This window comes from Pseudoxanthomonas yeongjuensis (genome assembly GCF_010093345.1).
GTDB classification, from domain to species: domain Bacteria; phylum Pseudomonadota; class Gammaproteobacteria; order Xanthomonadales; family Xanthomonadaceae; genus Pseudoxanthomonas_A; species Pseudoxanthomonas_A yeongjuensis.
Genome location: NZ_PDWT01000001.1, coordinates 594,672 through 619,541 on the forward strand (window position 1 = coordinate 594,672; position 24,870 = coordinate 619,541).

General features: G+C 64.7%; 18 protein-coding genes. 17 read left to right on the top strand and 1 reads right to left on the bottom strand.

The window, feature by feature from the left end:
* The first annotated feature begins 69 nt into the window (after window positions 1-69).
* From hrcA to recJ, 13 genes are all read left to right on the top strand, one after another.
* On the top strand, window positions 70-1,119 hold the full coding sequence (gene hrcA, locus CSC74_RS02730; protein WP_162312875.1) for a heat-inducible transcriptional repressor HrcA: 1,050 nt from the start codon (window positions 70-72) through the stop codon (window positions 1,117-1,119).
* A gap of 48 nt (window positions 1,120-1,167) precedes the next feature.
* Window positions 1,168-1,698 carry a nucleotide exchange factor GrpE gene (gene grpE / locus CSC74_RS02735; RefSeq protein WP_162312876.1) on the top strand — a complete coding sequence of 177 codons (531 nt, stop codon included), beginning with the start codon at window positions 1,168-1,170 and terminating at the stop codon, window positions 1,696-1,698.
* 186 nt (window positions 1,699-1,884) lie between these two features.
* The gene (gene dnaK / locus CSC74_RS02740; protein ID WP_162312877.1) at window positions 1,885-3,804 is read left to right on the top strand and encodes a molecular chaperone DnaK; all 1,920 of its coding nucleotides are present in this window, start codon (window positions 1,885-1,887) and stop codon (window positions 3,802-3,804) included.
* Window positions 3,805-3,902: 98 nt separating this feature from the next.
* The gene (dnaJ, locus tag CSC74_RS02745; protein ID WP_162312878.1) at window positions 3,903-5,033 is read left to right on the top strand and encodes a molecular chaperone DnaJ; all 1,131 of its coding nucleotides are present in this window, start codon (window positions 3,903-3,905) and stop codon (window positions 5,031-5,033) included.
* A gap of 111 nt (window positions 5,034-5,144) precedes the next feature.
* The gene (locus CSC74_RS02750; RefSeq protein ID WP_162312879.1) at window positions 5,145-6,347 is read left to right on the top strand and encodes an aminotransferase-like domain-containing protein; all 1,203 of its coding nucleotides are present in this window, start codon (window positions 5,145-5,147) and stop codon (window positions 6,345-6,347) included.
* A 112-nt stretch (window positions 6,348-6,459) separates the two neighbouring features.
* A complete protein-coding gene (locus CSC74_RS02755) occupies window positions 6,460-7,752 on the top strand; it encodes a hypothetical protein (protein ID WP_162312880.1) in 1,293 nt (430 codons plus the stop codon).
* Between the two features lie 138 nt (window positions 7,753-7,890).
* Window positions 7,891-8,604, top strand: coding sequence for a 4-hydroxy-tetrahydrodipicolinate reductase (gene dapB / locus CSC74_RS02760; RefSeq protein WP_162312881.1), 714 nt, complete (start codon window positions 7,891-7,893; stop codon window positions 8,602-8,604).
* A 182-nt stretch (window positions 8,605-8,786) separates the two neighbouring features.
* The gene (carA, locus tag CSC74_RS02765) at window positions 8,787-9,911 is read left to right on the top strand and encodes a glutamine-hydrolyzing carbamoyl-phosphate synthase small subunit (protein WP_162312882.1); all 1,125 of its coding nucleotides are present in this window, start codon (window positions 8,787-8,789) and stop codon (window positions 9,909-9,911) included.
* Between the two features lie 53 nt (window positions 9,912-9,964).
* Window positions 9,965-11,869: an alpha/beta hydrolase family protein gene (locus tag CSC74_RS02770; protein ID WP_162312883.1), complete on the top strand. Its 1,905-nt coding sequence runs from the start codon at window positions 9,965-9,967 to the stop codon at window positions 11,867-11,869.
* Between the two features lie 27 nt (window positions 11,870-11,896).
* Window positions 11,897-15,139: a carbamoyl-phosphate synthase large subunit gene (carB, locus tag CSC74_RS02775; protein ID WP_162312884.1), complete on the top strand. Its 3,243-nt coding sequence runs from the start codon at window positions 11,897-11,899 to the stop codon at window positions 15,137-15,139.
* A gap of 34 nt (window positions 15,140-15,173) precedes the next feature.
* Window positions 15,174-15,638 (top strand): transcription elongation factor GreA, encoded by a 465-nt coding sequence (gene greA, locus CSC74_RS02780; protein ID WP_211369567.1) that lies wholly within the window; start codon window positions 15,174-15,176, stop codon window positions 15,636-15,638.
* A 12-nt stretch (window positions 15,639-15,650) separates the two neighbouring features.
* Window positions 15,651-16,577 carry a phosphoglycerate mutase gene (locus CSC74_RS02785; protein WP_162312886.1) on the top strand — a complete coding sequence of 309 codons (927 nt, stop codon included), beginning with the start codon at window positions 15,651-15,653 and terminating at the stop codon, window positions 16,575-16,577.
* Between the two features lie 11 nt (window positions 16,578-16,588).
* On the top strand, window positions 16,589-18,337 hold the full coding sequence (gene recJ, locus CSC74_RS02790) for a single-stranded-DNA-specific exonuclease RecJ (RefSeq protein ID WP_162313694.1): 1,749 nt from the start codon (window positions 16,589-16,591) through the stop codon (window positions 18,335-18,337).
* A 50-nt stretch (window positions 18,338-18,387) separates the two neighbouring features.
* On the opposite strand, the gene CSC74_RS02795 is transcribed toward recJ, so the two are convergent.
* Window positions 18,388-19,578 (bottom strand): acyltransferase family protein, encoded by a 1,191-nt coding sequence (locus CSC74_RS02795; protein ID WP_162312887.1) that lies wholly within the window; start codon window positions 19,576-19,578, stop codon window positions 18,388-18,390.
* A 151-nt stretch (window positions 19,579-19,729) separates the two neighbouring features.
* Between CSC74_RS02795 and CSC74_RS02800 the strand changes: the two genes are divergently transcribed.
* The 4 genes from CSC74_RS02800 to rpfG all read left to right on the top strand — a co-directional run bounded on the left by CSC74_RS02800 (window position 19,730) and on the right by rpfG (window position 24,867).
* On the top strand, window positions 19,730-20,638 hold the full coding sequence (locus CSC74_RS02800; protein ID WP_162312888.1) for a LytTR family DNA-binding domain-containing protein: 909 nt from the start codon (window positions 19,730-19,732) through the stop codon (window positions 20,636-20,638).
* 38 nt (window positions 20,639-20,676) lie between these two features.
* Window positions 20,677-21,802 (top strand): peptide chain release factor 2 gene (gene prfB, locus CSC74_RS02805; protein WP_162312889.1). Its coding sequence is split into 2 segments (ribosomal slippage): window positions 20,677-20,751 and window positions 20,753-21,802, totalling 1,125 coding nucleotides; the frame shifts between segments, so codons are not numbered across the junction.
* Window positions 21,803-21,893: 91 nt separating this feature from the next.
* A complete protein-coding gene (gene lysS, locus CSC74_RS02810; RefSeq protein WP_162312890.1) occupies window positions 21,894-23,414 on the top strand; it encodes a lysine--tRNA ligase in 1,521 nt (506 codons plus the stop codon).
* A 313-nt stretch (window positions 23,415-23,727) separates the two neighbouring features.
* On the top strand, window positions 23,728-24,867 hold the full coding sequence (rpfG, locus tag CSC74_RS02815; protein WP_162312891.1) for a cyclic di-GMP phosphodiesterase response regulator RpfG: 1,140 nt from the start codon (window positions 23,728-23,730) through the stop codon (window positions 24,865-24,867).
* Window positions 24,868-24,870 lie beyond the last annotated feature (3 nt).

The following is a 24,870-nucleotide window of genomic DNA, read 5'->3' on the forward strand; positions in this document are numbered from 1 at the left end:
CCCTTTTGTACAACGACTTGTGTAGGAGCGGGCCTTGCAAACCCGTGCGCAGGCGGCTATCTATTCGGCATGTCCGTTCCGCCCGCCACGCTCGACCTGCGCTCCCGCCACCTGCTGCGGACGCTGATCGCGCGCTACATCCGTGATGGCGAGCCGGTCGGCTCGCAGACGCTGGCGCGGCACGCAGGCCTGGATGTCAGCGCGGCCACGATCCGCAACATTCTCGGCGACCTGGAGGAGATCGGCTTGCTGGCCTCGCCGCATACCTCGGCCGGGCGCATTCCCACCGCCCAGGGCTACCGCATGTTCGTCGACAGCCTGGTGCAGATGCAGCCGCTGGGCGAGGGCGAGGTCGCACGATTGCGCTCGGAACTTCCTGCCGGGGTCGGCACCCAGGCATTGCTCGGCAATGCCTCGGAACTGCTCTCGGCGATGACCCATTTCGTCGGCGTGGTCAGCGCCCCCCGGCGCGAGCAGTTCGCCTTCCGGCATATCGATTTCGTGCCCCTGGATGGGCGCAGGGTGCTGGCGATCCTGGTGTTCGCCGACAACGACGTGCAGAACCGGGTGATCGAGCCGCGCCGCAGCTACGACCCGTCCGAGCTGGAACGGGTCGCCAATTACCTGAATTCCAATTTCGCCGGGCGGCCATTGGCCGATATCCGCGCCACCTTGCTGCGCGACCTGCGCAATGCCCAGTCGGAAATGGAGGGTTTGCTGGCCCATACCGTGGAACTGGCCGAGCACGCCTTCGTTCCCGCCGGCGACGACATGGTCCTGACCGGGCAGACCCGGCTGATGGGCGTGCAGGACCTGTCCGACCTGGACCGGCTGCGCGAGCTGTTCGAGACCTTCGCTCGCAAGCGCGAGATCCTGCAACTGCTGGAACGCACCCTGCAGGCCCCGGGGGTGCGCATCTTCATTGGCGAGGAAACCGGGTTGGCGCCGCTGGATGGGGTATCCGTGGTCACCGCACCGTATATCGCCGGCGGACGCGTACTGGGTGTGCTGGGCGTGATCGGACCGACCCGGATGGCCTATGAACGGGTGATCCCGGTGGTCCAGGCGGCGGCCGATGCGCTGGGTTCCGCCTTGAATCCGGACGCACCGACCCCATAGGTTGCTCCGACCCCGCCGTAACCGGGCGGCAAGCCATGGAACCCCTGCATGACCCACAACCACGACGAATCCACCCCCACGCACGATGCCGTTGCCGGAGACGAGAACGCCAGCAACGAGAGCCAGCTGGCCGCCGAAGTCGAACAACTGCGCGCCGAGCTGGAACAGACCCGCGCCGATGTCATGCGCGAGCGTGCCGACCTGGAAAACCAGCGCAAGCGGGTCAGCCGTGACCTGGAGCAACTGCGCAAGTTCGCCAACGAACGCCTGCTGTCCGACCTGCTGCCGGTATTCGACAGCCTGGACGCGGGCCTGGCCGCGGCCGGCAAGGAACCCGGCCCGCTGCACGACGGCCTTGAACTGACCTTCCGCCAATTGCTGAAGGTGGCCGCGGACAACGGCCTGAGCATGGTCAACCCGGTCGGCGAAACCTTCAATCCGCAATACCACCAGGCCATCAGCCACGTCGAAACACCGGGCGCGGCGCCGGACAGCGTGGTCGAGGTGTTCCAGAAGGGCTACCTGCTCAACGAGCGGCTGCTGCGTCCCGCACTGGTAGTGGTCGCCAAGCACGATTGAGCGAAACCCGTAGGAGCGGGCATTGCCCGCGATGCTTTTGATTTGTGCCGCTGAACGAAGGGCATCGCGGGCAAGGCCCGCTCCTACGGAAGCGACAGCCGGCTTGAATGTTCCACGCCGGACCCCACATTCCATCCATAACCCGGCAGTGGCCGGCCAAAGACAGACCTTTAGGGAGCAAGCAACATGGGCAAGATCATCGGCATCGACCTCGGCACGACCAACTCGTGCGTGGCGATCATGGACGGCGGCAAGGCCCGCGTCATCGAAAATTCGGAAGGCGACCGCACCACGCCCTCCATCGTCGCCTACACCAAGGACGGCGAAGTGCTGGTCGGCGCCTCGGCCAAGCGCCAGGCGGTCACCAACCCCAAGAACACCTTCTACGCGGTGAAGCGCCTGATCGGCCGCAAATTCACCGACGCCGAAGTGCAGAAGGACATAGGCCTGGTGTCCTACGGCATCACCCAGCACGACAACGGCGACGCCTGGGTAAGCACGTCCGATGGCAAGAAGCTGTCGGCGCAGGAAATCTCCGCGCGGATCCTGGAGAAGATGAAGAAGACCGCCGAAGCCTTCCTTGGCGAGCCCGTCACCGAAGCCGTCATCACCGTGCCGGCCTACTTCAACGACAGCCAGCGCCAGGCGACCAAGGACGCCGGTAAGATCGCCGGCCTCGACGTCAAGCGCATCATCAACGAACCGACCGCGGCCGCGCTGGCCTATGGCCTGGACAAGGACGGCGGCGACCGCAAGATCGTCGTGTACGACCTGGGCGGCGGCACCTTCGACGTGTCGATCATCGAAATCGCCAACGTCGATGGCGAAAAGCAGTTCGAAGTGCTGGCCACCAACGGCGACACCTTCCTCGGCGGCGAAGACTTCGACAAGCGCGTCATCGACTACCTCGTCGAAGAGTTCCAGAAGGACCAGGGCATCGACCTGCGCAAGGATCCGTTGGCGCTGCAGCGTCTGAAGGACGCGGCCGAGCGCGCCAAGATCGAGCTCTCGTCCTCGCAGCAGACCGAAGTGAACTTGCCATACGTCACCGCCGATGCCTCGGGTCCGAAGCACCTCAACATCAAGCTGACCCGCGCCAAGCTGGAAGCACTGGTGGAAGACCTGGTGAAGAAGACCATCGAGCCGTGCCGTATCGCCATGAACGATGCCGGCATCCGCACCAGCGACATCGGTGAAGTGATCCTGGTCGGTGGCCAGACCCGCATGCCCAAGGTGCAGGCGGCGGTGACCGAGTTCTTCGGCAAGGAACCGCGCAAGGACGTCAACCCGGATGAAGCGGTCGCCCTCGGCGCCGCGATCCAGGGCGGCGTGCTGGGCGGCGACGTCAAGGACGTGCTGTTGCTGGACGTGACCCCGCTGAGCCTGGGTATCGAAACCCTGGGCGGCGTGTTCACCAAGATCATCGAGAAGAACACCACCATCCCGACCAAGGCCTCGCAGACCTTCAGCACCGCCGAGGACAACCAGTCCGCGGTTACCGTGCACGTACTGCAGGGCGAGCGCGAACAGGCCCGCTTCAACAAGTCGATGGCCAAGTTCGACCTGTCAGGCATCGAGCCTGCCCCGCGCGGCCTGCCGCAAGTGGAGGTGTCGTTCGACATCGACGCCAACGGCATCATCCACGTCAGCGCCAAGGACAAGAAGACCAACAAGGAACAGAAGGTCGAGATCAAGTCCGGTTCGGGCCTGTCCGAGGCAGAGATCCAGCAGATGGTCGCCGATGCCGAAGCGCACCGCGAAGAGGACAAGAAGTTCCACGAGCTGGTATCGGCGCGCAACCAGGCCGACGGCCTGATCCATGCCACCCGCAGCGCCATCACCGAGCACGGCAGCAAGGTCGACGGCGCAGTCATCGGCCAGGTCGAGGCGGCATTGGCCGACCTCGAAACCGCGATGAAGGGCGACGACAAGGCCCAGATCGAGGCCAAGACCAAGGGCCTGGAAGAGGCCAGCCAGTCGCTGTACGCGGCGGTCGCCGCGGCAGGGCAGGCGGGTGAGGCCGGTGGCGAGACTTCCGGCCAGAACGCAGGCGAAGACGTGGTCGACGCCGAGTTCACCGAAGTCAAAGAAGACGAGAAGAAGTGATCGGGTAACGATCGTGATTCTGTAGATCCGATGGAGCGGGGCGTTTGCTCCGCTCCATCTTGTTATCCGATTCCTGAAACCTGGTTCCCGATCAAACCATGAGCAAACGCGACTATTACGAAGTCCTGGGCGTGGCCCGCACCGCCAGCGAGGAGGAGCTGAAGAAGGCTTACCGGCGCTGCGCGATGAAGCACCACCCCGACCGCAATCCCGGCGACCATGCCGCGGAAGCCGCGTTCAAGGAATGCAAGGAAGCCTACGAAGTGCTGTCCGACGGCGGCAAGCGCCGCATGTACGACCAGCATGGCCATGCCGCGTTCGAGCATGGCATGGGCGGTGGCGGGGCCGGTCCCGGCGGCGTGGACATGGGCGACATCTTCGGCGACATCTTCGGCAACATCTTCGGTGGTGGAGGCGGTGGCGCACGCGCGGCGCGGCGTGGCGCGGACGTCGGTTACGTGATGGAGCTGGACCTGGAAGAAGCGGTCGCCGGCATCGAGAAGCGCATCGAGATTCCCACCCTGGCGGCATGCGGGCCCTGCCATGGTTCCGGTTCGGAAGACGGCAAGACCGAGACCTGCAGCACCTGCGGCGGACGCGGTCAGGTGCGCATGCAACGCGGCATCTTCGCCATGCAGCAGGCCTGTCCGCATTGCGGCGGCCGCGGCCAGATCATCCGCAACCCGTGCAAGACCTGCCACGGCGCCGGACGCGTGGAGGAAGAGAAGGTGCTGTCGGTGAAGATCCCGGCTGGCGTCGACAACGGCGATCGCATCCGCCTGGCGGGCGAGGGCGAAGCCGGTCCGACCGGCACGCCGCCGGGCGACCTGTACGTGGAAGTGCGCGTGCGCGAACACGATATCTTCCAGCGCGACGGCGACGACCTGCATTGCGAAGTGCCGATCCGCATTTCCCAGGCCGCGCTCGGCGACACCGTGCGCGTGCCCACGCTGGAAGGCGAAGCGGAGATCCGCATCCCCGCAGAGACCCAGACCGGCAAGCTGTTCCGCCTGCGCGGCAAGGGCGTCAGGTCGGTGCGCAGCCGTAGTACCGGCGATCTGTTCTGCCGCGTGGCGGTGGAAACCCCGGTCAACCTGACCCAGCAGCAGCGCGAACTGATGGAGAAGTTCGAAGCCACGTTCACCGGCGAGGATGCGCGTCGGCATTCGCCCAAGTCGGCGACCTTCCTCGATGGGGTCAAGTCGTTCTGGGACCGGATGACTTCGTAGTTCCGGGTTTCGATACGGCGCAACCACGACCGCTGCGTCGTTGCTGTTGCGGCGGGATGGCGGAACTCCGCGATCGCGGACGGGCAGGGGCAATCCCGTTAAACTAGCGCCATGACGACCAAAATCACCCTCTCCAAGCGCGCCCAGGGCCTCACCAGCTCGGCAATCCGTGAAATCCTCAAGGTCACCGAGCGTCCGGAGGTCATTTCCTTCGCCGGCGGCCTGCCTTCGCCGACGACCTTCCCGATCGAGCGCATCCGCTGGGCCTGCACCAAGGTGCTCGATGAAGCCCCGCAAGCCTCGCTGCAATACGGCCCCACCGAGGGCTACAAGCCCTTGCGCGAGTGGGTCGCGGCGCGCCTGAGCAGGAACGGCGCCAGCATCCGCCCCAGCCAGGTACTGATCACCACCGGTTCGCAGCAGGCCCTGGACCTGCTCGGCAAGGTGCTGATCGACGAAGGCAGCAAGGTGCTGGTGGAAACCCCCAGCTACCTGGGCGCGCTGCAGGCGTTCTCGCTGTTCCAGCCGGCGTATTCCTCCATGAAGACCGACGAGGAAGGCATCGTCACCGACGCACTGACTCCGGAACAGTTGGCCGGCGCCCGCTTCATGTACTGCCTGCCCAATTTCCAGAACCCCACCGGCCGGCGCATGCCGCTGGAACGGCGCAAGGCGCTGCTGGAAAAAGCCATCGCCGCCGGCGTGCCCGTAGTCGAGGACGATCCCTACGGCGCGCTCAGCTACAGCGGCGAAGAGCTGCCCAGCCTGCTGTCGATGGCCCCGGAACAGGTCATCTACATGGGCTCGTTCTCCAAGGTGCTGGTCCCGGGCCTGCGCCTGGGTTACGTGGTCGCCCCCGAGGAGTTGCTGGGCAAGCTGGTCCAGGCCAAGCAGGCCGCCGACCTGCACACGCCTTCGTTCACCCAGCGCGTGGTCCATGAAGCGATCCAGGACGACTTCCTGGACCATCACATTCCCGGAATCCGCACCCTCTATGCCCACCAGTGCGAGCTGATGCTGGCGGCGCTGGACCGGTATTTCCCGGCCACGGCCCGCTGGACCCGTCCGCACGGCGGCATGTTCATCTGGGTCACCCTGCCCGAAGGCGTGGACAGCGCCGCGCTGCTGGCCAAGGCGATCGAACAGAACGTCGCCTTCGTGCCGGGCGCGCCGTTCTACGCCAACGATCCGCAATCCAACACTTTGCGCCTGTCCTTCGTCACCGTGCCCGCCGACAAGATCGATAGCGGGATGCAGGTACTGGGCAAGCTGTTGAAGGCGGAGATCGAGGCGCAAGGGGCGATTGCAGCCTGACGTCGACGCCAGTCAAGTGAAGCCAGCGGCCCGGTCGGGCCGCTCAGGCGATAGTGCAGCCAAGAGAGCGTTCTGACCATAAAGTTTCGCCATAAGGAGCGGCAGCAGGCGCATGCATAACTCCCTCCGACACGGATACGGCAAAAAAACGTCCGCGGAAGAATGGAAATGGCAGTACGGACCGGCGATCTGGCTGGTCGGTGCATTGCTGGTTTTCAGCAGACGGCCGGACGCATTGCTCAACGCGCAATTCTGGGCCGAAGACGGAGTGATCTGGTTCAGGCAGGCCTATGAAATGGGATGGCCGACCCTGGCGCTCCCGCAGAACGGCTACTTCCAGACGGTCTCCAAGCTGACCGCGCTGATCAGTCTTTTCTTTCCGCTTGCCTTCGCGCCCTTGTTCTTCAATATGGTGGCGCTGTTCTTCAAGCTGCTGCCCGTCGCGCTGATCAATTCTTCGCGTGGCCGGGAGCTGGTTCCGGCTACCGGGTGGCGGCTGCTGCTGTGCTTCCTGTACCTGGCGCATCCGTACTCGCGCGAAGTGCATGCAAACGTCACCAACATCCACTGGCACCTGGCCCTGTCGGCCTTGATCGTCGTTGTGTTTCCTGCGGCAAAAAACCGCTGGGGCGATGCGCAGGATTTCCTGCTGGTGCTGTTGTGCGGCTTAAGCGGCACCTTCAGTCTTTTCCTGGCGCCGTTGGCGCTCTGGCGTTGCCATTCGGTGCGGAACAGGCGCCAGCTGTTGCTGGCATCCGTGCTTGTCATTGCCGCCGCTGTCCAATGCATGGCGATACTCACCCATCCAGGGACGCGCAGCCATGCGCCACTGGGCGCTACGACGGAACTGGCGGCATGGATATTCAGCGGGCAAGTCGTGGTGGCCGGTTTGGCGGGCGACCTGTGGAGCCAGCTTTACGCATCCCAGGCATGGCGCAATGCCGGTTTCCTGGCATGGGCCCTGACGTTGCTGGGCGCCGCGGTCTTCGTACGTGCCTGGCTTGTTTCCAATCAGGCCCTCCGCTGCCTGATCGCTTTGGGATCAATGGTGCTGGTGGCTGCCTTGGCCATGCCGCAAATCTCCGGTACTGAGCCTCAGTGGCCGCTATTCGCGCAGCCGTACACGGGCGGGCGCTATGCATTCGTGCCGATACTGGCGTTCTATGGATGCCTGGCCTGGCTTGCCGCGTTCGATGCCAATCGCCTTTTCCGTCATGGCAGCCGCTTGGCGCTCGCCTGCGTGCTGCTGGTGGCTGTGCCGGCTAGTTGGAAAATCAGGCCTTACCAGGACCTGGAATTCAAGGCGCATGCCGCGCGCTTCGAGGCGGCACCGCCGGGCTCGGTGGTTGAAATCCCCATCAATCCGCAGGGCTGGTCGTTCAAGCTTCGCAAGCACGATCGATAAGCCCGGACCGGCTGGCGCGACGATGTGACCAGGTCTGCAGTTTTCGCAGCCGGCCATCGCGGCTGGAACGCATTCCAGCGGGGCGGGAAGGCAACCGACGCGCTTGTAGCCTTGCGCGCGCGCCGCTAGCCTGCACGCATGAGCGAATCCACAAGAATCCTGATCCACGGTGCTTCCGGTCGCATGGGCCAGGCCTTGCTGCGCCTTTGCGCAGAACAGACCGATTGCCAGGTTGTTGCAGCAGTGACGCGCAAGTCTCCGGCCCAGAGAGTAGTGGAAGGCGTGCCGTTCTTCGCGGCCAGCGAGCTTTCCTCGGTGCCGGCCTTCGATGTGGCAGTCGATTTCAGCCTGCCCGAAGGCTTCGATCCCCTCCTCGCGTTGTGCATGGCCCGCGGCGCGGCACTGGTATCAGGCACTACCGGGCTGAGCGACGCGCAACGTGCCGCCCTGGAGGCGGCGGCGGCGAAGATACCGCTGGTCTGGGCCTCCAACTTCAGTCTTGGCGTGGCGATCCTGAGCGAACTGGTGGAGCGGGCGGCGAAGGCTTTGCCGGGCTGGGACTGCGACATAGTCGAAGCCCACCACACACAGAAGAAGGACGCCCCTTCCGGCACCGCCCTGACCCTGGGCGAAGCCGCCAGCGCCAATGGGGCCAAGGTCGCATACGCCAGTCTGCGCGCCGGCGACATCATCGGCGAGCACACGGTCCAGTTCACCGGCCTGGGCGAGCGCCTGGAACTGGTCCACCGCGCCGGCAATCGCGACATTTTCGCCCGCGGCGCCTTGCATGCCGCGCGACGCATCGTCGGCAGGCCCGCTGCGGCGTATCGGGTCAGGGATTTGCTGGACTGAGCGCTACCGGTGCCGGCGGCATGGCGCTTTCAGGAAAAAAACGACTGGCGCCGGGGACCCCGCGCCCGTACAATTCTCGCTCGCCTGTTACCCACCGCCACGGACCGGAACAATACCGAGTCCGCGGTTTCTTGCAGCCGCAAGTTGGAGGGGCAGGGTTCCTCCACCCCAAGGCGAACCCAGTGACCCAACCCGCAATCCTCGCCCTCGAAGACGGCACGATATTCGAGGGCGAATCCGTAGGCGCCAGTGGCCTTTCCGCGGGCGAGGTGGTGTTCAACACCGCCATGACCGGTTACCAGGAAATCCTCACCGATCCCTCGTACGCGCGCCAGCTGGTCACCTTGACCTATCCCCATGTCGGCAATACCGGCTGCACCGGCCAGGACGACGAAGCGCGCCAGGTCTGGTCCTCCGGCCTGATCGTGCGCGACGTACCGCGCCGGCCCAGCAGCTGGCGCAACCGGCAGGCCTTGCCCGAGTGGCTGGCGCAGCGCGGCGTGGTCGCCATTGCCGGCATCGACACCCGCAAGCTGACCCGCATCCTGCGCGATCGCGGCGCCCAGAACGGTGCGCTGATGGCCGGCGAAATCGATGTCGATAAAGCACTGGAAGCCGCTCGCAAGTTCCCCGGCCTGAAAGGCATGGACCTGGCGAAAGTCGTTTCCACCAAACACAGCTACCCATGGCAAGAGGGGCAACTGGACCTGGATCGCAATGAGTTCGTTGCGGCTGCCCCCCGCTTCAAGGTCGTCGCCTACGACTTCGGGGTGAAGCTCAACATCCTGCGCATGCTGGCCGAGCGCGGTTGCGACGTGACCGTGGTCCCCGCGCAGACTCCGGCGGCCGACGTCCTGGCGATGAAACCCGACGGTGTGTTCCTTTCGAATGGTCCTGGCGATCCTGAGCCTTGCGATTACGCGATCGCTGCGACGCGCGAGTTCGTGGCGCGGAAGATTCCGCTGTTCGGCATCTGCCTGGGCCACCAGATCCTGGCCCTCGCGGTCGGCGGCGACACGCTGAAGATGACCCACGGCCACCACGGCGCCAACCATCCGGTGCAGGACCTGGCTTCGGGCCGGGTGATGATCACCTCGCAGAACCATGGTTTCGCGATCGACGAGAACACACTGCCGGCCAACGTGCGCGTGACCCATCGCTCGCTGTTCGATGGCAGCAACCAGGGCATCGAACTGACCGACGCGCCGGCGTTCTCGTTCCAGGGCCACCCGGAAGCGTCGCCGGGGCCGCGCGACGTGGCGCCGTTGTTCGACAGGTTCGTGGAAACGTTGCGCGAGCGCAGCTGATTGCAGTGGCATCAGAAGGTGCTGTATTCGAAATACCTAAAAAGGAGAGGGGAATGAAATTGTTGAGCCGCTTGTTGCTGATCCTGTGCTTGCTGCCTGCCATCGCCTGGGGCAGGGAAGTCCCGATCGAGGATTTCTTCAAGGACTCCGAGTTCAGCAGTGTCAAGCTTTCGCCGGACGGCAAGCATCTGGCCGTGATCGTGCCGCAGAGCGACCGTACGGTCCTGGCGGTTCTGGATACGTCGAACCGCAAGGTGGTCGGCAAGTGGGACTACGGCGAGAACCGGCACTTTTCCGATGTGGTCTGGGCCAACGACAAGCGCCTGCTGTTCTGGGTCGGCATCAAGCTCGGCAGCTTCGATTTCAAGGTCAGCAAGGGCGACCTGTACGCTTCCAACCTGGATGGCAGCGGCCGCATCGACATTCCCAATGGCGCCTACTACAGCGTGGTCGACCTGACGCCTGAAGACCCCGACACGATCCTGGTGGAACGGTCCTTGGGCACGGCATTCCTGTTCAAGTTGAACGTCAACAATGGCCGCACGATCACCGTATCAAGCGCGCCGGTCGATGGCGGCGGCTTCATGGTCGACCATGATCGCAAGGCGCGCTATGCCTACGGCGAAATGGAAGATGGACGCGAAGTCACTTATCGTCGCGACGGAGAGAAGTGGACGCTGGTCCACGAAGTCGGCCGCAGCGGCGCCAGCTATGTCCCATTGGGCTTCGCTGCCGACAACAAGCACGTCTATGTTTCCAAGGGCGATGAAGGCAAGCCGGAAGCGCTGATGCTGGTGGATCCCGACACCAACGAAGAAACCCAGCTGTCGAGCGACGGCATCGTCGACGCGAGCACCTACCTGTGGAGCAGCGACGACAAGACGCTGCTGGCGGTCCGCTACGATGAAGGCATTCCCTACTGGGATTTCGTCGCCCCCGAACATCCCGAAGCCAAGATCTACGCCGGGGTGATCAAGGCGTTCCCGGGCAAGGCGGTCAGCTTCGGCGGCATCACCGACGACGGCAGCAAGTTCGCATTCCGCGTTTCCTCGGATACGGACCCGGGCCAGGTCTACCTGTTCGATACCGCGAGCGGACGCGCCACCTACCTGCTTTCCTCCAGGGACTGGATAAAGCCCGAGGAAATGTCGCAGATGAAGCCGGTCGACGTAACCACCCGCGACGGCAAGGTCATACACGGCTACCTGACCGTGCCCCACGGTAGCGATGGCCGGAATCTGCCGCTCATCGTCAATCCGCACGGTGGCCCGCACGGAGTGCGTGATTACTGGGGATTCAACCCGGAAGTGCAACTCCTCGCCAATCGCGGCTTCGCGGTACTGCAGATGAACTATCGCGGTTCGGGCGGCTACGGCAACTCCTTCATCAGCGCCGGCTACCGCAACTGGGGCACGTCCATGCAGGACGACCTGACCGATTCGGTGAATTCGCTGGTCAGCAAGGGCATCGTCGACAGGAACCGCATCTGCATCTATGGTGCTTCCTACGGCGGATACGCGGCATTGATGAGCGTCGTCCGCGAACCGGACCTGTACCGCTGCACGGTCGGCTACGTGGGCGTCTACTCACTGCCGTTGATGTTCGCCAAGGGCGATATCCAGGAGCGGAAGAGCGGCCGCAACTTCCAGCACGACGTCCTTCCGCAGGGCACCGCCGCGCTGGAAGCGAACAGCCCGGCCTACAACGTCGGCAAGATCAAGACGCCGATCATGCTGGTGCATGGCGGCAAGGACCAGCGCGTGCCGATCGCACAGATGCATTTCCTCGTCAATCAGCTGAAGGGCGTCGGCAAGCAGCCTGAAGCCATCGTCGTGGAAGACAAGGAAGCCCACGGTTTCCGCGACCTGAAGAACAACGTCAACCTCTACACCAGGATGCTGGCCTTCTTCGACAAATACATCGGCCCGAAGAGCGCGACCGCGCAAGCCACCCAGTAAACAAGCGAACCGGAAAACGAATCCCCCATGCCCAAGCGCACCGACCTAAAAACCATCCTCATCATCGGTGCCGGCCCGATCGTCATCGGCCAGGCCTGCGAGTTCGATTATTCGGGCGCGCAGGCCTGCAAGGCGTTGCGCGACGAGGGTTACCGGGTGGTGCTGGTCAACAGCAATCCGGCGACGATCATGACCGATCCGGAAATGGCCGATGCGGTCTACATCGAGCCGATCACCTGGCAGATGGTCGAGAAGATCATCGCCAAGGAGAAGCCCGATGCGTTGCTGCCCACGATGGGCGGGCAGACCGCGCTGAACTGCGCGCTGGACCTGGCCGACAACGGCGTGCTGGAGAAATATGGTGTCGAGCTGATCGGCGCCAAGCGCGAAGCGATCATGATGGCCGAGGATCGCGAGCTGTTCCGCGTGGCCATGAAGGAGATCGGCCTGGAATGCCCCAAGGCCGAAGTCGCGCGTTCGCTCGAGCAGGCGCTGGATATCCAGACCCGCGTCGGCTATCCGACCATCATCCGCCCCAGCTTCACCCTGGGCGGCAGCGGCGGCGGCATCGCCTACAACCGCGAGGAGCTGGTGGAGATCGTCGGTCGCGGCCTGGAGCTTTCGCCGACCAGCGAAGTGCTGGTCGAAGAGTCGGTGCTGGGCTGGAAGGAATTCGAGATGGAGGTGGTCCGCGACACTGCGGACAACTGCATCATCGTCTGCTCGATCGAGAACCTCGATCCGATGGGCGTGCATACCGGCGACTCGATCACGGTGGCTCCGGCGCAAACCCTGACCGACAAGGAATACCAGCGCCTGCGTGATGCCTCCATCGCGGTGCTGCGCAAGATCGGCGTAGATACCGGCGGCTCCAACGTGCAGTTCGGCATCAATGCGCAGACCGGCCGCGTGGTGGTGATCGAGATGAACCCGCGCGTCTCCCGTTCCTCGGCGCTGGCGTCCAAGGCGACCGGTTTCCCGATCGCCAAGGTCGCGGCCAAGCTGGCGGTCGGCTACACCCTGGACGAATTGCGCAACGAGATCACCGGCGGCCTGACCCCGGCCTCGTTCGAGCCGACGATCGATTATGTGGTCACCAAGATTCCGCGCTTCGCCTTCGAAAAATTCCCTGCGGCCGATGCGCGTTTGACCACGCAGATGAAGTCCGTCGGCGAGGTGATGGCGATGGGCCGCACCTTCCAGGAATCCCTGCAGAAAGCCTTGCGCGGCCTGGAAACCGGCAAGGTTGGATTGGACCCGACCGGGCTCGACCTGGACGATGCGGAAGACCTGACCGACCTGCGCCGCGAAATGAAGGAGCCCGGCCCCGAGCGCCTGTTCTACGTGGCCGATGCGTTCCGCGCCGGCATGAGCGTGGAAGAAGTGCATACGCTGTCGTTCATCGATCCGTGGTTCCTCGACCAGATCGAGGAAATCATCGCGGAAGAGAAGAAACTGGCCGGACAAGGGCTCGGCTCGCTGGATGCCGCGCGCCTGCGCGAGCTGAAGCGCGCGGGCTTCTCCGATGCGCGTCTGGCGCAATTGGCGAAGACCGACGAAGGCGCCATCCGCAACCTGCGCCGTACCCTGAAGGTCAAGCCCGTCTACAAGCGCGTGGATTCCTGCGCGGCCGAATTCGCCACCAGCACCGCCTATCTGTATTCGACCTACGAGGACGAATGCGAAGCCGAGCCGACCGGGCGCGACAAGATCATGATCCTCGGCGGGGGCCCCAACCGCATCGGCCAGGGCATCGAATTCGATTATTGCTGCGTGCATGCCGCGCTGGCGCTGCGCGAGGATGGCTATGAAACCATCATGGTCAACTGCAACCCGGAAACCGTCTCCACCGACTACGACACCTCCGATCGCCTGTATTTCGAGCCGCTCACGCTCGAGGACGTGCTGGAGATCGTCGAACTGGAGAAGCCCAAGGGCGTGATCGTCCAGTACGGCGGCCAGACCCCGCTCAAGCTCGCCCAGGCGCTGGAAGCCAACGGCGTGCCGGTGATCGGCACTTCGCCCGATTCCATCGACCTGGCCGAGGACCGCGAGCGCTTCCAGCAACTGGTCGAGAAGCTCGGGCTGAAGCAGCCGCCCAACCGCATCGCCCGCAACGACGAGGAAGCGCTGGTGCTGGCGCGCGAGATCGGTTATCCGCTGGTCGTGCGCCCGTCCTACGTGCTCGGCGGCCGCGCCATGGAAATCGTGTACGGCGAATCCGACCTGGCGCGCTACGTGCGCGATGCGGTCAAGGTCTCCAACGATTCGCCGGTGCTGCTGGACCGGTTCCTGGACAACGCGGTGGAAGTCGATGTCGACATCATCGCCGACGACACCGGCGCGGTGCTGGTCGGCGGGGTGATGGAGCATATCGAAGAAGCCGGCGTGCATTCCGGCGATTCGTCGTGCTCGCTGCCGCCATATTCGCTTTCCGCGAAAACCCAGGCCGAACTGCGCAGGCAAGTGGTGGAACTGGCCAAGGCGCTGAACGTGGTCGGGCTGATGAACACCCAGTTCGCCATCCAGACCAGCGACGAAGGCGACGACACCATCTTCCTGCTCGAAGTGAACCCGCGCGCCTCGCGTACGGTGCCGTTCGTATCCAAGGCCACCGGCATGCCGCTGGCCAAGATCGCCGCGCGCTGCATGGCCGGCAAGTCGCTGGCGGAGCAGGGCGCGACCAAGGAAATCGTGCCGCATTACTATTCGGTCAAGGAAGCGATCTTCCCGTTCGCGAAGTTCCAGGGCGTGGATCCGATCCTCGGCCCGGAGATGCGTTCCACCGGCGAAGTGATGGGCGTGGGCCGCAACTTCGGCGCCGCGTTCGCCCGCGCGCAGGAAGCCGGCGGGATCAAGGCGCCGCCAGTGGGCAAGGTGTTCCTGTCGGTGCGCGATCCGGACAAGTCCCGGGTGTTGCCGGTGGCGAAGGACCTGATCGAACGCGGCTACACCCTGGTCGCCACACGCGGCACCTGCGCCTGGCTGCAGCAGAACGGACATGCCTGCGAACAGATCAACAAGGTGGTCGAAGGCCGCCCGCATATCGTCGACCTGATCAAGAACGGCGAAATCGTGTATATCGTCAACACCACCGAAGGCCGCCAGGCGATCACCGACTCCTTCTCGATACGACGCGAGGCTCTCCAGCATCGCGTCACCTATTCCACCACCATTGCCGGCGCCAAGGCGCTGGTGCATTCGCTGGAGTTCCGCGGCACCGGCCCCGTGTGGGCGCTGCAGGAACTGCACAAGGAGTTGCAGGCGTGAACATCCGCATGAGTACGTCCCCATGAGAGCACCGCTGACATTGAAAGGCGCGCAGCGTTTGCGCGAGGAGCTCGACCATCTGAAGTCGGTGAAGCGGCCGGCGGTCATCAACGCCATCTCCGAAGCCCGCGCGCACGGCGACCTCAAGGAAAACGCCGAGTACCACGCCGCCCGCGAGCAGCAGAGCTTCATCGAAGGCCGCATCAAGCAGCTGGAAGGCGAGCTGTCGCACGCCGAGGTGATCGACGTGGCCCAGCTCAACGCCGGCTCGCGGGTGGTATTCGGCGCCACCGTGACCCTGGCCGACGTGGAAACCGACGAAGAGAAGCGTTACCAGATCGTCGGCGACCTGGAAGCGGACATCAAGCTGGCGATGATCGCTATTTCCTCGCCGCTGGCGCGCGCGTTGATCGGCAAGCACGAGGGCGATTCGGTCACCATAGACGCACCGGCCGGACAGCGCGAATACGAGATCGTCAGCGTCGCTTACGCGGGCTGATCGGGATAACGGATGGCGTCGGCTACGCTGCTGCTGCCCTTGCGTTCGCGTTTCGCCGGCCAGGCGCTGCCGGCCGCGTTCGCCAAGGCGCTGGCGCAAGCCGATCGCGCAACCGGCGATGCGGGCGAGCGAGCGCAGTTGCGCCGCCATTTCCAGCTGATCCCGGACCACTGGCCGATTGCCGCGCTCACCCGCCAGCGCGATGCGGGCGATGCCGCCCAGGCCTCGTGGTTGCGTGTCGATCCTGCCCACGTGGCCCCGGACATGGGTGGCGCGCGCATGCTGTCGCATGGCGAAGCGCTGGCGCTCACTGCCGAAGACGTCGCGCAACTGCTGCCTGCGCTGCGCCCCTTGTTCGGGGATGCGGGCTTTTCGCTGGACGCGCCGCATCCCTCGCGCTGGTACCTGCGCCTTCCCCGAGAATCCCGATTGCCCACGTTCGCGACTCCTGACGAAGTGCTGGGCGAAGACCTGTTCGCGCACCTGCCCGAAGGCGACCTGGGACGGCGCTGGCGCGCCTTGCTCACCGAGGCGCAGGTCGTCCTGCACAACCATCCGTGGAACTCGGTACGCGCCTCGCTCGGCAAGCCTGCGGTGAACTCGCTGTGGTTCTGGGGCGCCGGCGCGCTGCCGGACTTCGTGCGCACGCGCTATCGGCAGGTCAAGGGCAACGACACCTTGCTGCGGTCGCTCGCCAGTGCGGCGGGCGTCGCGGATGAAACGGGCGATGCGCAGGAAGTCGATGCACTGGTGGACCTTCGCCACCTGCGCGACCTGGGCATGCTGGCCCGGGACGCCGTGCAGCCGCTACTGGAAGCGGTGCGCAAGCGCGAACTGCAATCGCTGGGCCTGGACTTCGAGGACGGCGCGATCTTCCGCCTGCGCCGGGAACAGCGCTGGCGTTTCTGGCGCAAATCGTTGCCGAAGCTGGACGCATGACCTCAAGCCCGATGACCCCGGGCCCGAGGATCCGTCGGCGCCAAGTCGACGCGGCAGGAAGCTGGCCCGATTCGATATCGCCCTTGTTGCGCCGTATCTATGCGGGACGCGGCGCCACCGGCATCGCCCAGGCGCAACCGAAACTCGCGCAATTGTTGCCGCCCGATTCGCTCGGCGGGCTCGCTGAAGCGACCGCCTTGCTCGCCGACGCCATCGCCGGTAATCGGCACATCGTCGTGGTCGGCGATTTCGATTGCGATGGGGCTACCGCCTGCGCGGTGGGCGTGCGTGGGTTGCGCATGCTTGGCGCGACCCGGGTGACGCCGGCCGTGCCGAATCGCATGGTTCATGGCTATGGGTTGTCGCCTGGGCTGGTCGCAGAGCTTGTCGGGCTGGAGCCTGACCTATTGATCACTGTGGATCATGGCATCGTCTGCCATGCCGGTATCGCGGCGGCGAAGGCATTGGGTTGGCAGGTATTGGTCACCGATCATCATCTGCCCGGCGAACAGTTGCCGACGGCCGATGCCATCGTCAATCCCAACCTCCGCGGCGATGCCTTTCCCAGCAAGATGCTGGCCGGCGTGGGGGTGATGTTCTACGTGCTGCTCGCGCTGCGGAAGAAGCTGCGCGATAGCGGGGTTCTCGCCAATGGCGGACACGATCTTTCCACCTTGCTGGACCTGGTCGCGGTAGGAACCATTGCCGACCTGGTCCCGCTGGACGTCAACAACCGCGCCCTGGTCGGTGCGGGCATGCGACGGCTTCGTGCGGGGCAGGGATGCGCAGGACTGCGCGCACTGATCGAGGTATCGGGCCGCGATGCCGCAAGATTGACCGCGGCGGACATCGGCTTCGCCATCGCTCCCCGGCTCAACGCCGCCGGTCGCCTTGAAGACATGGCGATCGGCATCGAATGCCTGCTCAGCGACGACGCCACCCAGGCGGGCGAGCTTGCGCAGGTATTGAACGGCATCAACGCCGAGCGCCGTGGCGTGCAACAGCAGATGGTCGATGAAGCCGAAATCGCGCTTGCGCGGCTCGGCGACAGCGTGGCTCAGGCACCGATCGCGCTCTGCCTGTTCGATCCGGAATGGCATCCCGGCGTGGTCGGCCTGGTCGCATCGAAGATGAAGGAAAAGCTGCATCGCCCGGTGATCGCGTTCGCGCCGTCCGAACCGGGCAGCAGCAGCCTGCGCGGATCGGCCCGTTCCATTCCCGGATTCCACATCCGCGATGCGCTGGCCGGCGTGGACGCGGCGCATCCCGGGCTGATCGGGAAGTTCGGCGGGCACGCGATGGCAGCGGGCCTGAGCCTCGATGAAAGCGAATTCGCGCGCTTCCAGGACGCTTTCCGCGAGCAGGTCGAGTCGATGATGGATCCGGCCATGCTGCACGCCGAACTGCTCAGCGACGGCGAACTGGCGGCGGACGAGTTCATCGCCGCCAACGCCGAGGCGCTGCGCAGCGGCGGCCCCTGGGGCCAGGGCTATGGCGAGCCGTTGTTCGACGGCGAATTCGAGGTGATCGACTGGCGCGTGGTCGGCGAGCGCCACCTCAAGCTGGTCCTGCGCGTCGAGGGCCGCCGCGAAACGCTCAACGCCATCCATTTCGGCGGCTGGCAGGAGCAGGAACCCGGATCGCGCCAGCGCCTGGCTTATCGACTGGTGCCGGACGACTATCGCGGTGGCGGCGCAATCCAGTTGATCGTCGAGCATCGGGAATCCCTGTCCCCCAAGGGGACTGCCTTCGCTACGTAGAGCCGAGCTTGCTCGGCTGCTCCAGCCAAGGATAAAAAGCTGCACAGTGTTTATCCGGGCGATGGCTGCGCATCGCGGATCGGCAATGCCGACTCACGTCGCTTCAACCCGAACAACGGCCGTAGCCAGCCTGCGCGCCGGATGATTTCGTAACCGCCAAAGCACGCCACGAAGGTCAGCACGATCAGCAGCGGCCCTTCCAGTAACGGTGGAATCGCAAGCGGCTTGAGATTGTGCGCAGCCACTACGATCACGGTCTGGTGCAGGATGTAGACCGGGAACACCGCCTGGGTCAGGTAGCGCAGCGCGGGACTGTCACCGGGAGCGAGACGATGGGCGAAGCCGAGGATGGCGGCGATGCTGGCCCACTGGTTGATGCCCCAGGCCAGACGCTGGGCCATGCGTAACAGGTCGGGTGGCGGATTGGTTTCATCGGTATAGCCCGAGCCGAAGAAGTACCAGACGATGAAGACATAGCCGGCGATCGCCAGCCAAAACGCGATCCAGCGCAGGCGTTGCAGGCTTTCCCACACACTCGCCGTCCGCGCCACCAGGAACCCGAGCAGGAACAGGGGCAGGTACTGCGCATGGTTGTACCAGTCGCCCACCAGCGCGTGGGTCGATTCGAAACGGCCCACCAGGGCGATCCGGACCACGATCAGCAGCAGCACGGGCCAGATGAGCACGCCCGGTCCCGAGAGCAGGGTGCCCAGATGTTGGCGAACCCATTCGACCAGTTTCGGTGGCAGCCGCAGCAGCAGCCAGAGCACCACGGTGTAGACCCATAGATAGGCCACGAACCAGAGATGGTTCCAGGTCGGCAGATCCAGGCAATCGCCGTCGCGGCAGAAGCTGCCGTCGCCGGCCAGGTAGCGCGCATAGAAGGCCAGGTAGCCACCGGTGTAGCCGCCGGGCAGCTTTTCCACCACCTCGTAGTACGGCTGCGGCACCACCACCACCAGCATGCCGAAGACCAGGGGCACCAGAAGGCGCCAGGAACGCGTGCGCAGGAAGCCCCGTGGCGTCTTGCCGAACAGGAACGCACTGGCCGCCCCGGAGACCAGGAACAGCAACGAAAGCCGCCAGGGGCTGGTCAGCATCATCAACGGCTCGATGGTCTCGCTGGCGTGCGGACTTTTCACGTGCCAGTCCCAGGTCACGTAGTACATGCCTACGTGGTAGAGGACCAGCAAGCCGAAGGCGCAGACGCGGACCCAGTCGAGGTCGTGGCGACGGGTCATGGTGATCTCCTGTCCGGGAAAGCAGCCACTCTGGGTTTCCGCCTGATCGATGCCAGCGCGAAGTGACGGGTAGAGGCGGGGCAGGGACGAAACGAGGAACGCAGGGACGAACTCCCCCGGGTTGCGCCATCCGGGAACGTAGAATGCGGCGATGGATTCCGCCCCACCCAGCGCCTACCAACGCTTCCTGCCCTGGCGGCGGACCTTCGAGGTGGGCTTCTGGGTGGTGCTGACCCTGGTCAACGGCATCGCCAACAGCATCACCGTGCTGATCGACATCCGCCGCAGCGAACTCGACTTCGCCGCCTGGCAGCCGGCGGTATGGGAATTCACCAGCGGACTGCTCATGCTGACCCTGGTTCCGGCGCTGGTCTGGTTCACCCGCCTGTTCCCGCTGCACTGGGACAACTGGCGCCGCCAGCTGCCCTGGCATTTGCTGGCCAGCGCAGTGTTCTCGCTGGTCCATGTGGTGGGCATGGTCGGCCTGCGCATGCTGATCTACCGCGCGCAGGGGATGGAATACGACTTCGGTCCGTGGCCGCGGGAGCTGTTCTACGAATACCTGAAGGACATCCGCTCCTACGCAAGCATGGTGGCGGGGATCGAGATCTACCGCTTCGTCCTGCGCCGCTCACAGGGCGAGGCCAGCCTGCTGGACATGCCGGACGAGGGCGAGCCAGTGGAACCGGTGGATCGGCCGGAACGTTTTCTGGTGCGCAAGCTGGGCCGCGAGTTCCTGGTGTCCGCCGCCGATATCGAATGGCTGCAGGCCTCGGGCAACTACGTCAACCTGCGCATCCGCGAGCACGACTACCCGTTGCGCAGCACCATCGCAGGCATCGAATCGAAACTGGATCCACGCCGTTTCGCCCGCGTCCACCGCAGCTACATCGTCAACCTGGACCTGATCGCCTCGATCGAGCCGCTGGACACCGGCGATGCCCGCCTGCACCTGAAGGACCGGACCACGTTGCCCTGCAGCCGCCGCTACCGGGCCGGGTTGCGGGGCAGGGCGGGCGCCACGATGCAGGAGCCGGGCCAGCCCGCTGCGGCATCCTGATAGAATTCACGACCGTTTTCATCCGTATTCCCCCCGCCATGATCGAACTCAACCCCATCCGCCAGCGCATCGCCGATCTCCAGGAACGGCTGCTTTCGCTTCGGGGGTATCTTTGACTACGACGCCAAGCGCGAGCGCCTGGAAGAAGTAAACCGGGAACTCGAAAACCCGGAGATCTGGAACAACGCCGAATACGCCCAGACCCTGGGCCGCGAGCGTTCCAGCCTTGAAAAGAACGTCAACGGCATCGCCAGCCTGGAAGACGGGCTGGGCGAGGCCAGCGAATTGCTCGACCTGGCCGAAAGCGAGAACGACGAGGAAACCGCACAGGCGGTGGTGGCCGACGTGGCGGGGTTCAACACGCACGTCGAGAAGCTGGAGTTCCAGCGCATGTTCTCCGGCGAACTGGACCCGGCCAACTGCTTCGTCGATATCCAGGCCGGCGCCGGCGGCACCGAGGCCCAGGACTGGGCCGAGATGATGCTGCGCATGTACCTGCGCTGGTGCGAGTCGCGCGGCTGGAAGACCGAGCTGATGGAAGTCAGCGCCGGCGAAGTGGCGGGCATCAAGTCGGCCACGTTCCGCGTCGAAGGCGAATACGCCTATGGCTGGCTGAAGACCGAGATCGGCGTGCACCGGCTGGTGCGCAAGTCGCCGTTCGATTCGGACAACCGCAGGCATACCTCGTTCACGTCGGTGTTCGTTTCGCCGGAAGTCGACGACAACATCCAGATCGACATCAATCCCGCCGATCTGCGTACCGATGTGTACCGCTCCTCCGGCGCCGGCGGTCAGCACGTCAACAAGACCGAGTCGGCGGTACGCATCACCCACATCCCGACCAACACCGTGGTCGCCTGCCAGACCGGCCGCAGCCAGCACCAGAACCGCGACAATGCGATGAAGATGCTGGCGGCCAAGCTGTACGAACTGGAGATCCAGAAGCGCAACACCGAGCGCGATGCGCTGGAAGCGACCAAGTCCGACATCGGCTGGGGCAGCCAGATCCGCAACTACGTACTGGACCAGAGCCGGATCAAGGACCTGCGTACCGGCATCGAACGCACCGACACGCAGAAGGTACTGGACGGCGACCTGGACGAATTCGTCGAGGCCAGCCTGAAATCGGGGCTGGAGGCCGGCTCGAAACGCAGCGATGCTTGACCTGCCGTAGAGCGGAGCTTGCTCCGCTGCTGTTCTTCCGCAACCCTTCAGCCGAGCAAGCTCGGCTCTACAACAGAATCCACTCACCCCCATGACCGAGCAGACTCCCGCACCGCCTCCCGTCGACGAAAACAGCCTCATCGCAGAGCGCCGCGCGAAACTCACGGCCTTGCGCGGGCAGGGGATCGCGTTTCCCAACGACTTCCGCCGCATCGACTATGCCGGCGACCTGCAGGCCCAGTACGAGGACCAGGAGCTGTGGCCTGCCGAGGCACTGGAAGCGACACGGCGCGAGGTCAAGGTCGCCGGGCGCCTGATGGCCAAGCGGATCATGGGCAAGGCCAGCTTCGCCCAGATCCAGGACGAATCCGGGCGCCTGCAGCTGTTCCTGCAGACCAACACGCTGGGCGAGGTGTACGACGCCTTCAAGGGTTGGGACATCGGCGATATCGTCGGCGTCGAAGGCGGTTTGACCCGTACCCGTACCGGCGAACTGTCGGTCAAGGTTTCCAGCCTGCGCCTGCTGACCAAGTCGCTGCGGCCGCTGCCGGACAAATGGCACGGCCTGACCGATGTGGAACAGCGCTATCGCCAGCGCTACGTGGACCTGATCGTCACTCCCGAGGCGCGCGAAGTCTTCATCAAGCGCTCCAGGATCATCCGCGCGATGCGCGAATGGCTGGATGCGCGGCGTTTCCTGGAAGTGGAGACGCCGATGATGCATTACATCCCCGGCGGCGCCGCGGCCAAGCCGTTCACCACCCACCACAACGCGCTGGACCTGGACCTGTACCTGCGCGTGGCCCCGGAGCTGTACCTCAAGCGTCTGGTGGTCGGCGGCCTGGAACGCGTCTACGAGATCAACCGCAACTTCCGCAACGAAGGCGTGAGCACCCGCCACAACCCGGAATTCACCATGCTGGAGTTGTACGAGGCCTACGCCACCTACAACGAGATCATGGACCTGACCGAAGGTGTGATCCGCGACGTGGCCCACGAGGTGCTGGCCACCGGCCAGGTGCTGTGGGAGGGCGAACAGATCGATCTCGATCCGGCTTTCCGGCGCTGGCGCATGGATGAAGCCGTGCGCCACCACAACCCGGAAATCAGCGCGGCCGACTGCACCGACCGCGATGCCCTGGTGCGCCATTGCGAGCGCCTCAAGATCCACGTCAAGCCCGGCTACGGCTGGGGCAAGCTGCTGCTGGAAATCTTCGAGAAGACGGTGGAGCACACCCTGATCCAGCCGACCTTCATCACCGACCATCCCGTGGAAGTTTCGCCGCTGGCGCGGGCCAACGACGACCAGCCGGGCTACACCGACCGGTTCGAGCTCTTCATCAACGGCAAGGAACTGGCGAACGGCTTTTCCGAGCTCAACGACCCGGAAGACCAGGCAGCTCGTTTCCAGGCCCAGGTCGAGGCCAAGGACAGCGGCGACGACGAGGCCATGCACTTCGACGCCGATTACATCCGCGCGCTGGAGGTCGGCCTGGCCCCGACAGGCGGCCTGGGAATCGGCATCGACCGCCTGGTCATGCTGCTGACCGGGTCGGATTCGATCCGGGACGTGCTGCTGTTCCCGTACATGCGCCCGGAAAGCACGGGCTGAAGCCACTTCACCAGGTGACGCTCGGGGGCAGGTTGTGCCCGGGCTTGGATCTTGTATTGACGGCCAGATCCTGTCGGACAAAGCGACTTCCCACCCGGATAGCCGCCTTTAACGCGATATAGGTCACTATTTCCCGGGGCAGGCGCATTGGCCGCTCCAATGGCATGGTTTCTGCGTCAATTCCCCGGCAACCAGGGTATCCGGGCAAGGCAATCGACTTCCCTCCCGGGTTCCCGCAGTTGATTTCGAGCCGACCATCGAGACCAGAGCACGGGTATATTCGCCAGCAGGCGGAATGCCAGGGAGATTGGAAATGCTAGATGCCAGCAGGGTCTACACCGGAGTATCCTCATCGGAAAGCCACGCCACGTGGCCCAATGGGGTAGGAAGCGACTTGGATATCGTCATCGTCGACGATCAGACTTCTGCGCGCACGATGCTGCGGCATGTGATCGAGGATATTGCCTCCGAATTGTCGGTGCACGACTTCGGCGACCCGGCAGTGGCGCTGGCGTGGTGCGAGGCCAACCGTACCGACCTGCTGCTGCTGGATTACCGCATGCCGGGCATGGACGGGCTCGAATTCGCGCGCCGGTTCCGGCGCCTGCCTATGCATCGCGACATCCCGATCATCCTGATCACCGTGGTCGGCGACGAACCGATCCGCCAGGCCGCGCTGGAAGCCGGGGTGATCGATTTCCTGGTCAAGCCGGTACGCCCGCGCGAATTGCGCGCCCGCTGCCGCAACCTGCTGCAACTCCGCCAGCAGAGCGAAAACATCAAGCAGCGCGCGATGTCGCTGGAGCAGCGCCTGCTGTCGAGCATGCACGAGGTGGAAGAACGCGAACGCGAAACCCTGTCGCGCCTCGCCCGCGCCATCGAATACCGCGACAGCGGCACCAGCGCCTATCTGGAACGCATGGCCCACGTCGCCGGCCTGATCGCCGAACAACTGGGTCTGCCCGAGGACGAAGTGCGCGCCATCGAAATGGCCGCGCCGTTGCACGACATGGGCAAGATCGCCATTCCCGATTCTGTGCTGATGAAGCCGGGCCCGCTGACCGAGGAAGAAACCGAGATCATGCGCCGCCATCCCCGCATTGGCCACGAATTGCTCAGCGGCAGCCACAATCGTTTCATCCAGGCCGGCGCGATCATCGCCCTGCGCCATCACGAGCGTTACGACGGCAGCGGCTATCCCGATGGCCTGAAGGGCGACGCCATCCCGTTGGAAGCAAGGATAGTGGCGGTTGCGGACGTATTCGATGCGCTCATTTCCCCGCGTCCCTACAAGAAGGCCTGGGACAAGGACGCTGCGCTGGCCTACCTGTACGCCCAGCGCGGTCGCCTGTTCGATCCCGCCTGCGTCGATGCGCTGGGTCGCGGCCGCGCGCGGCTGGACGACATCTGCGCGCAGTACTCGACCGTCCATGTCCGCCCGGGCATGCAATAAGCC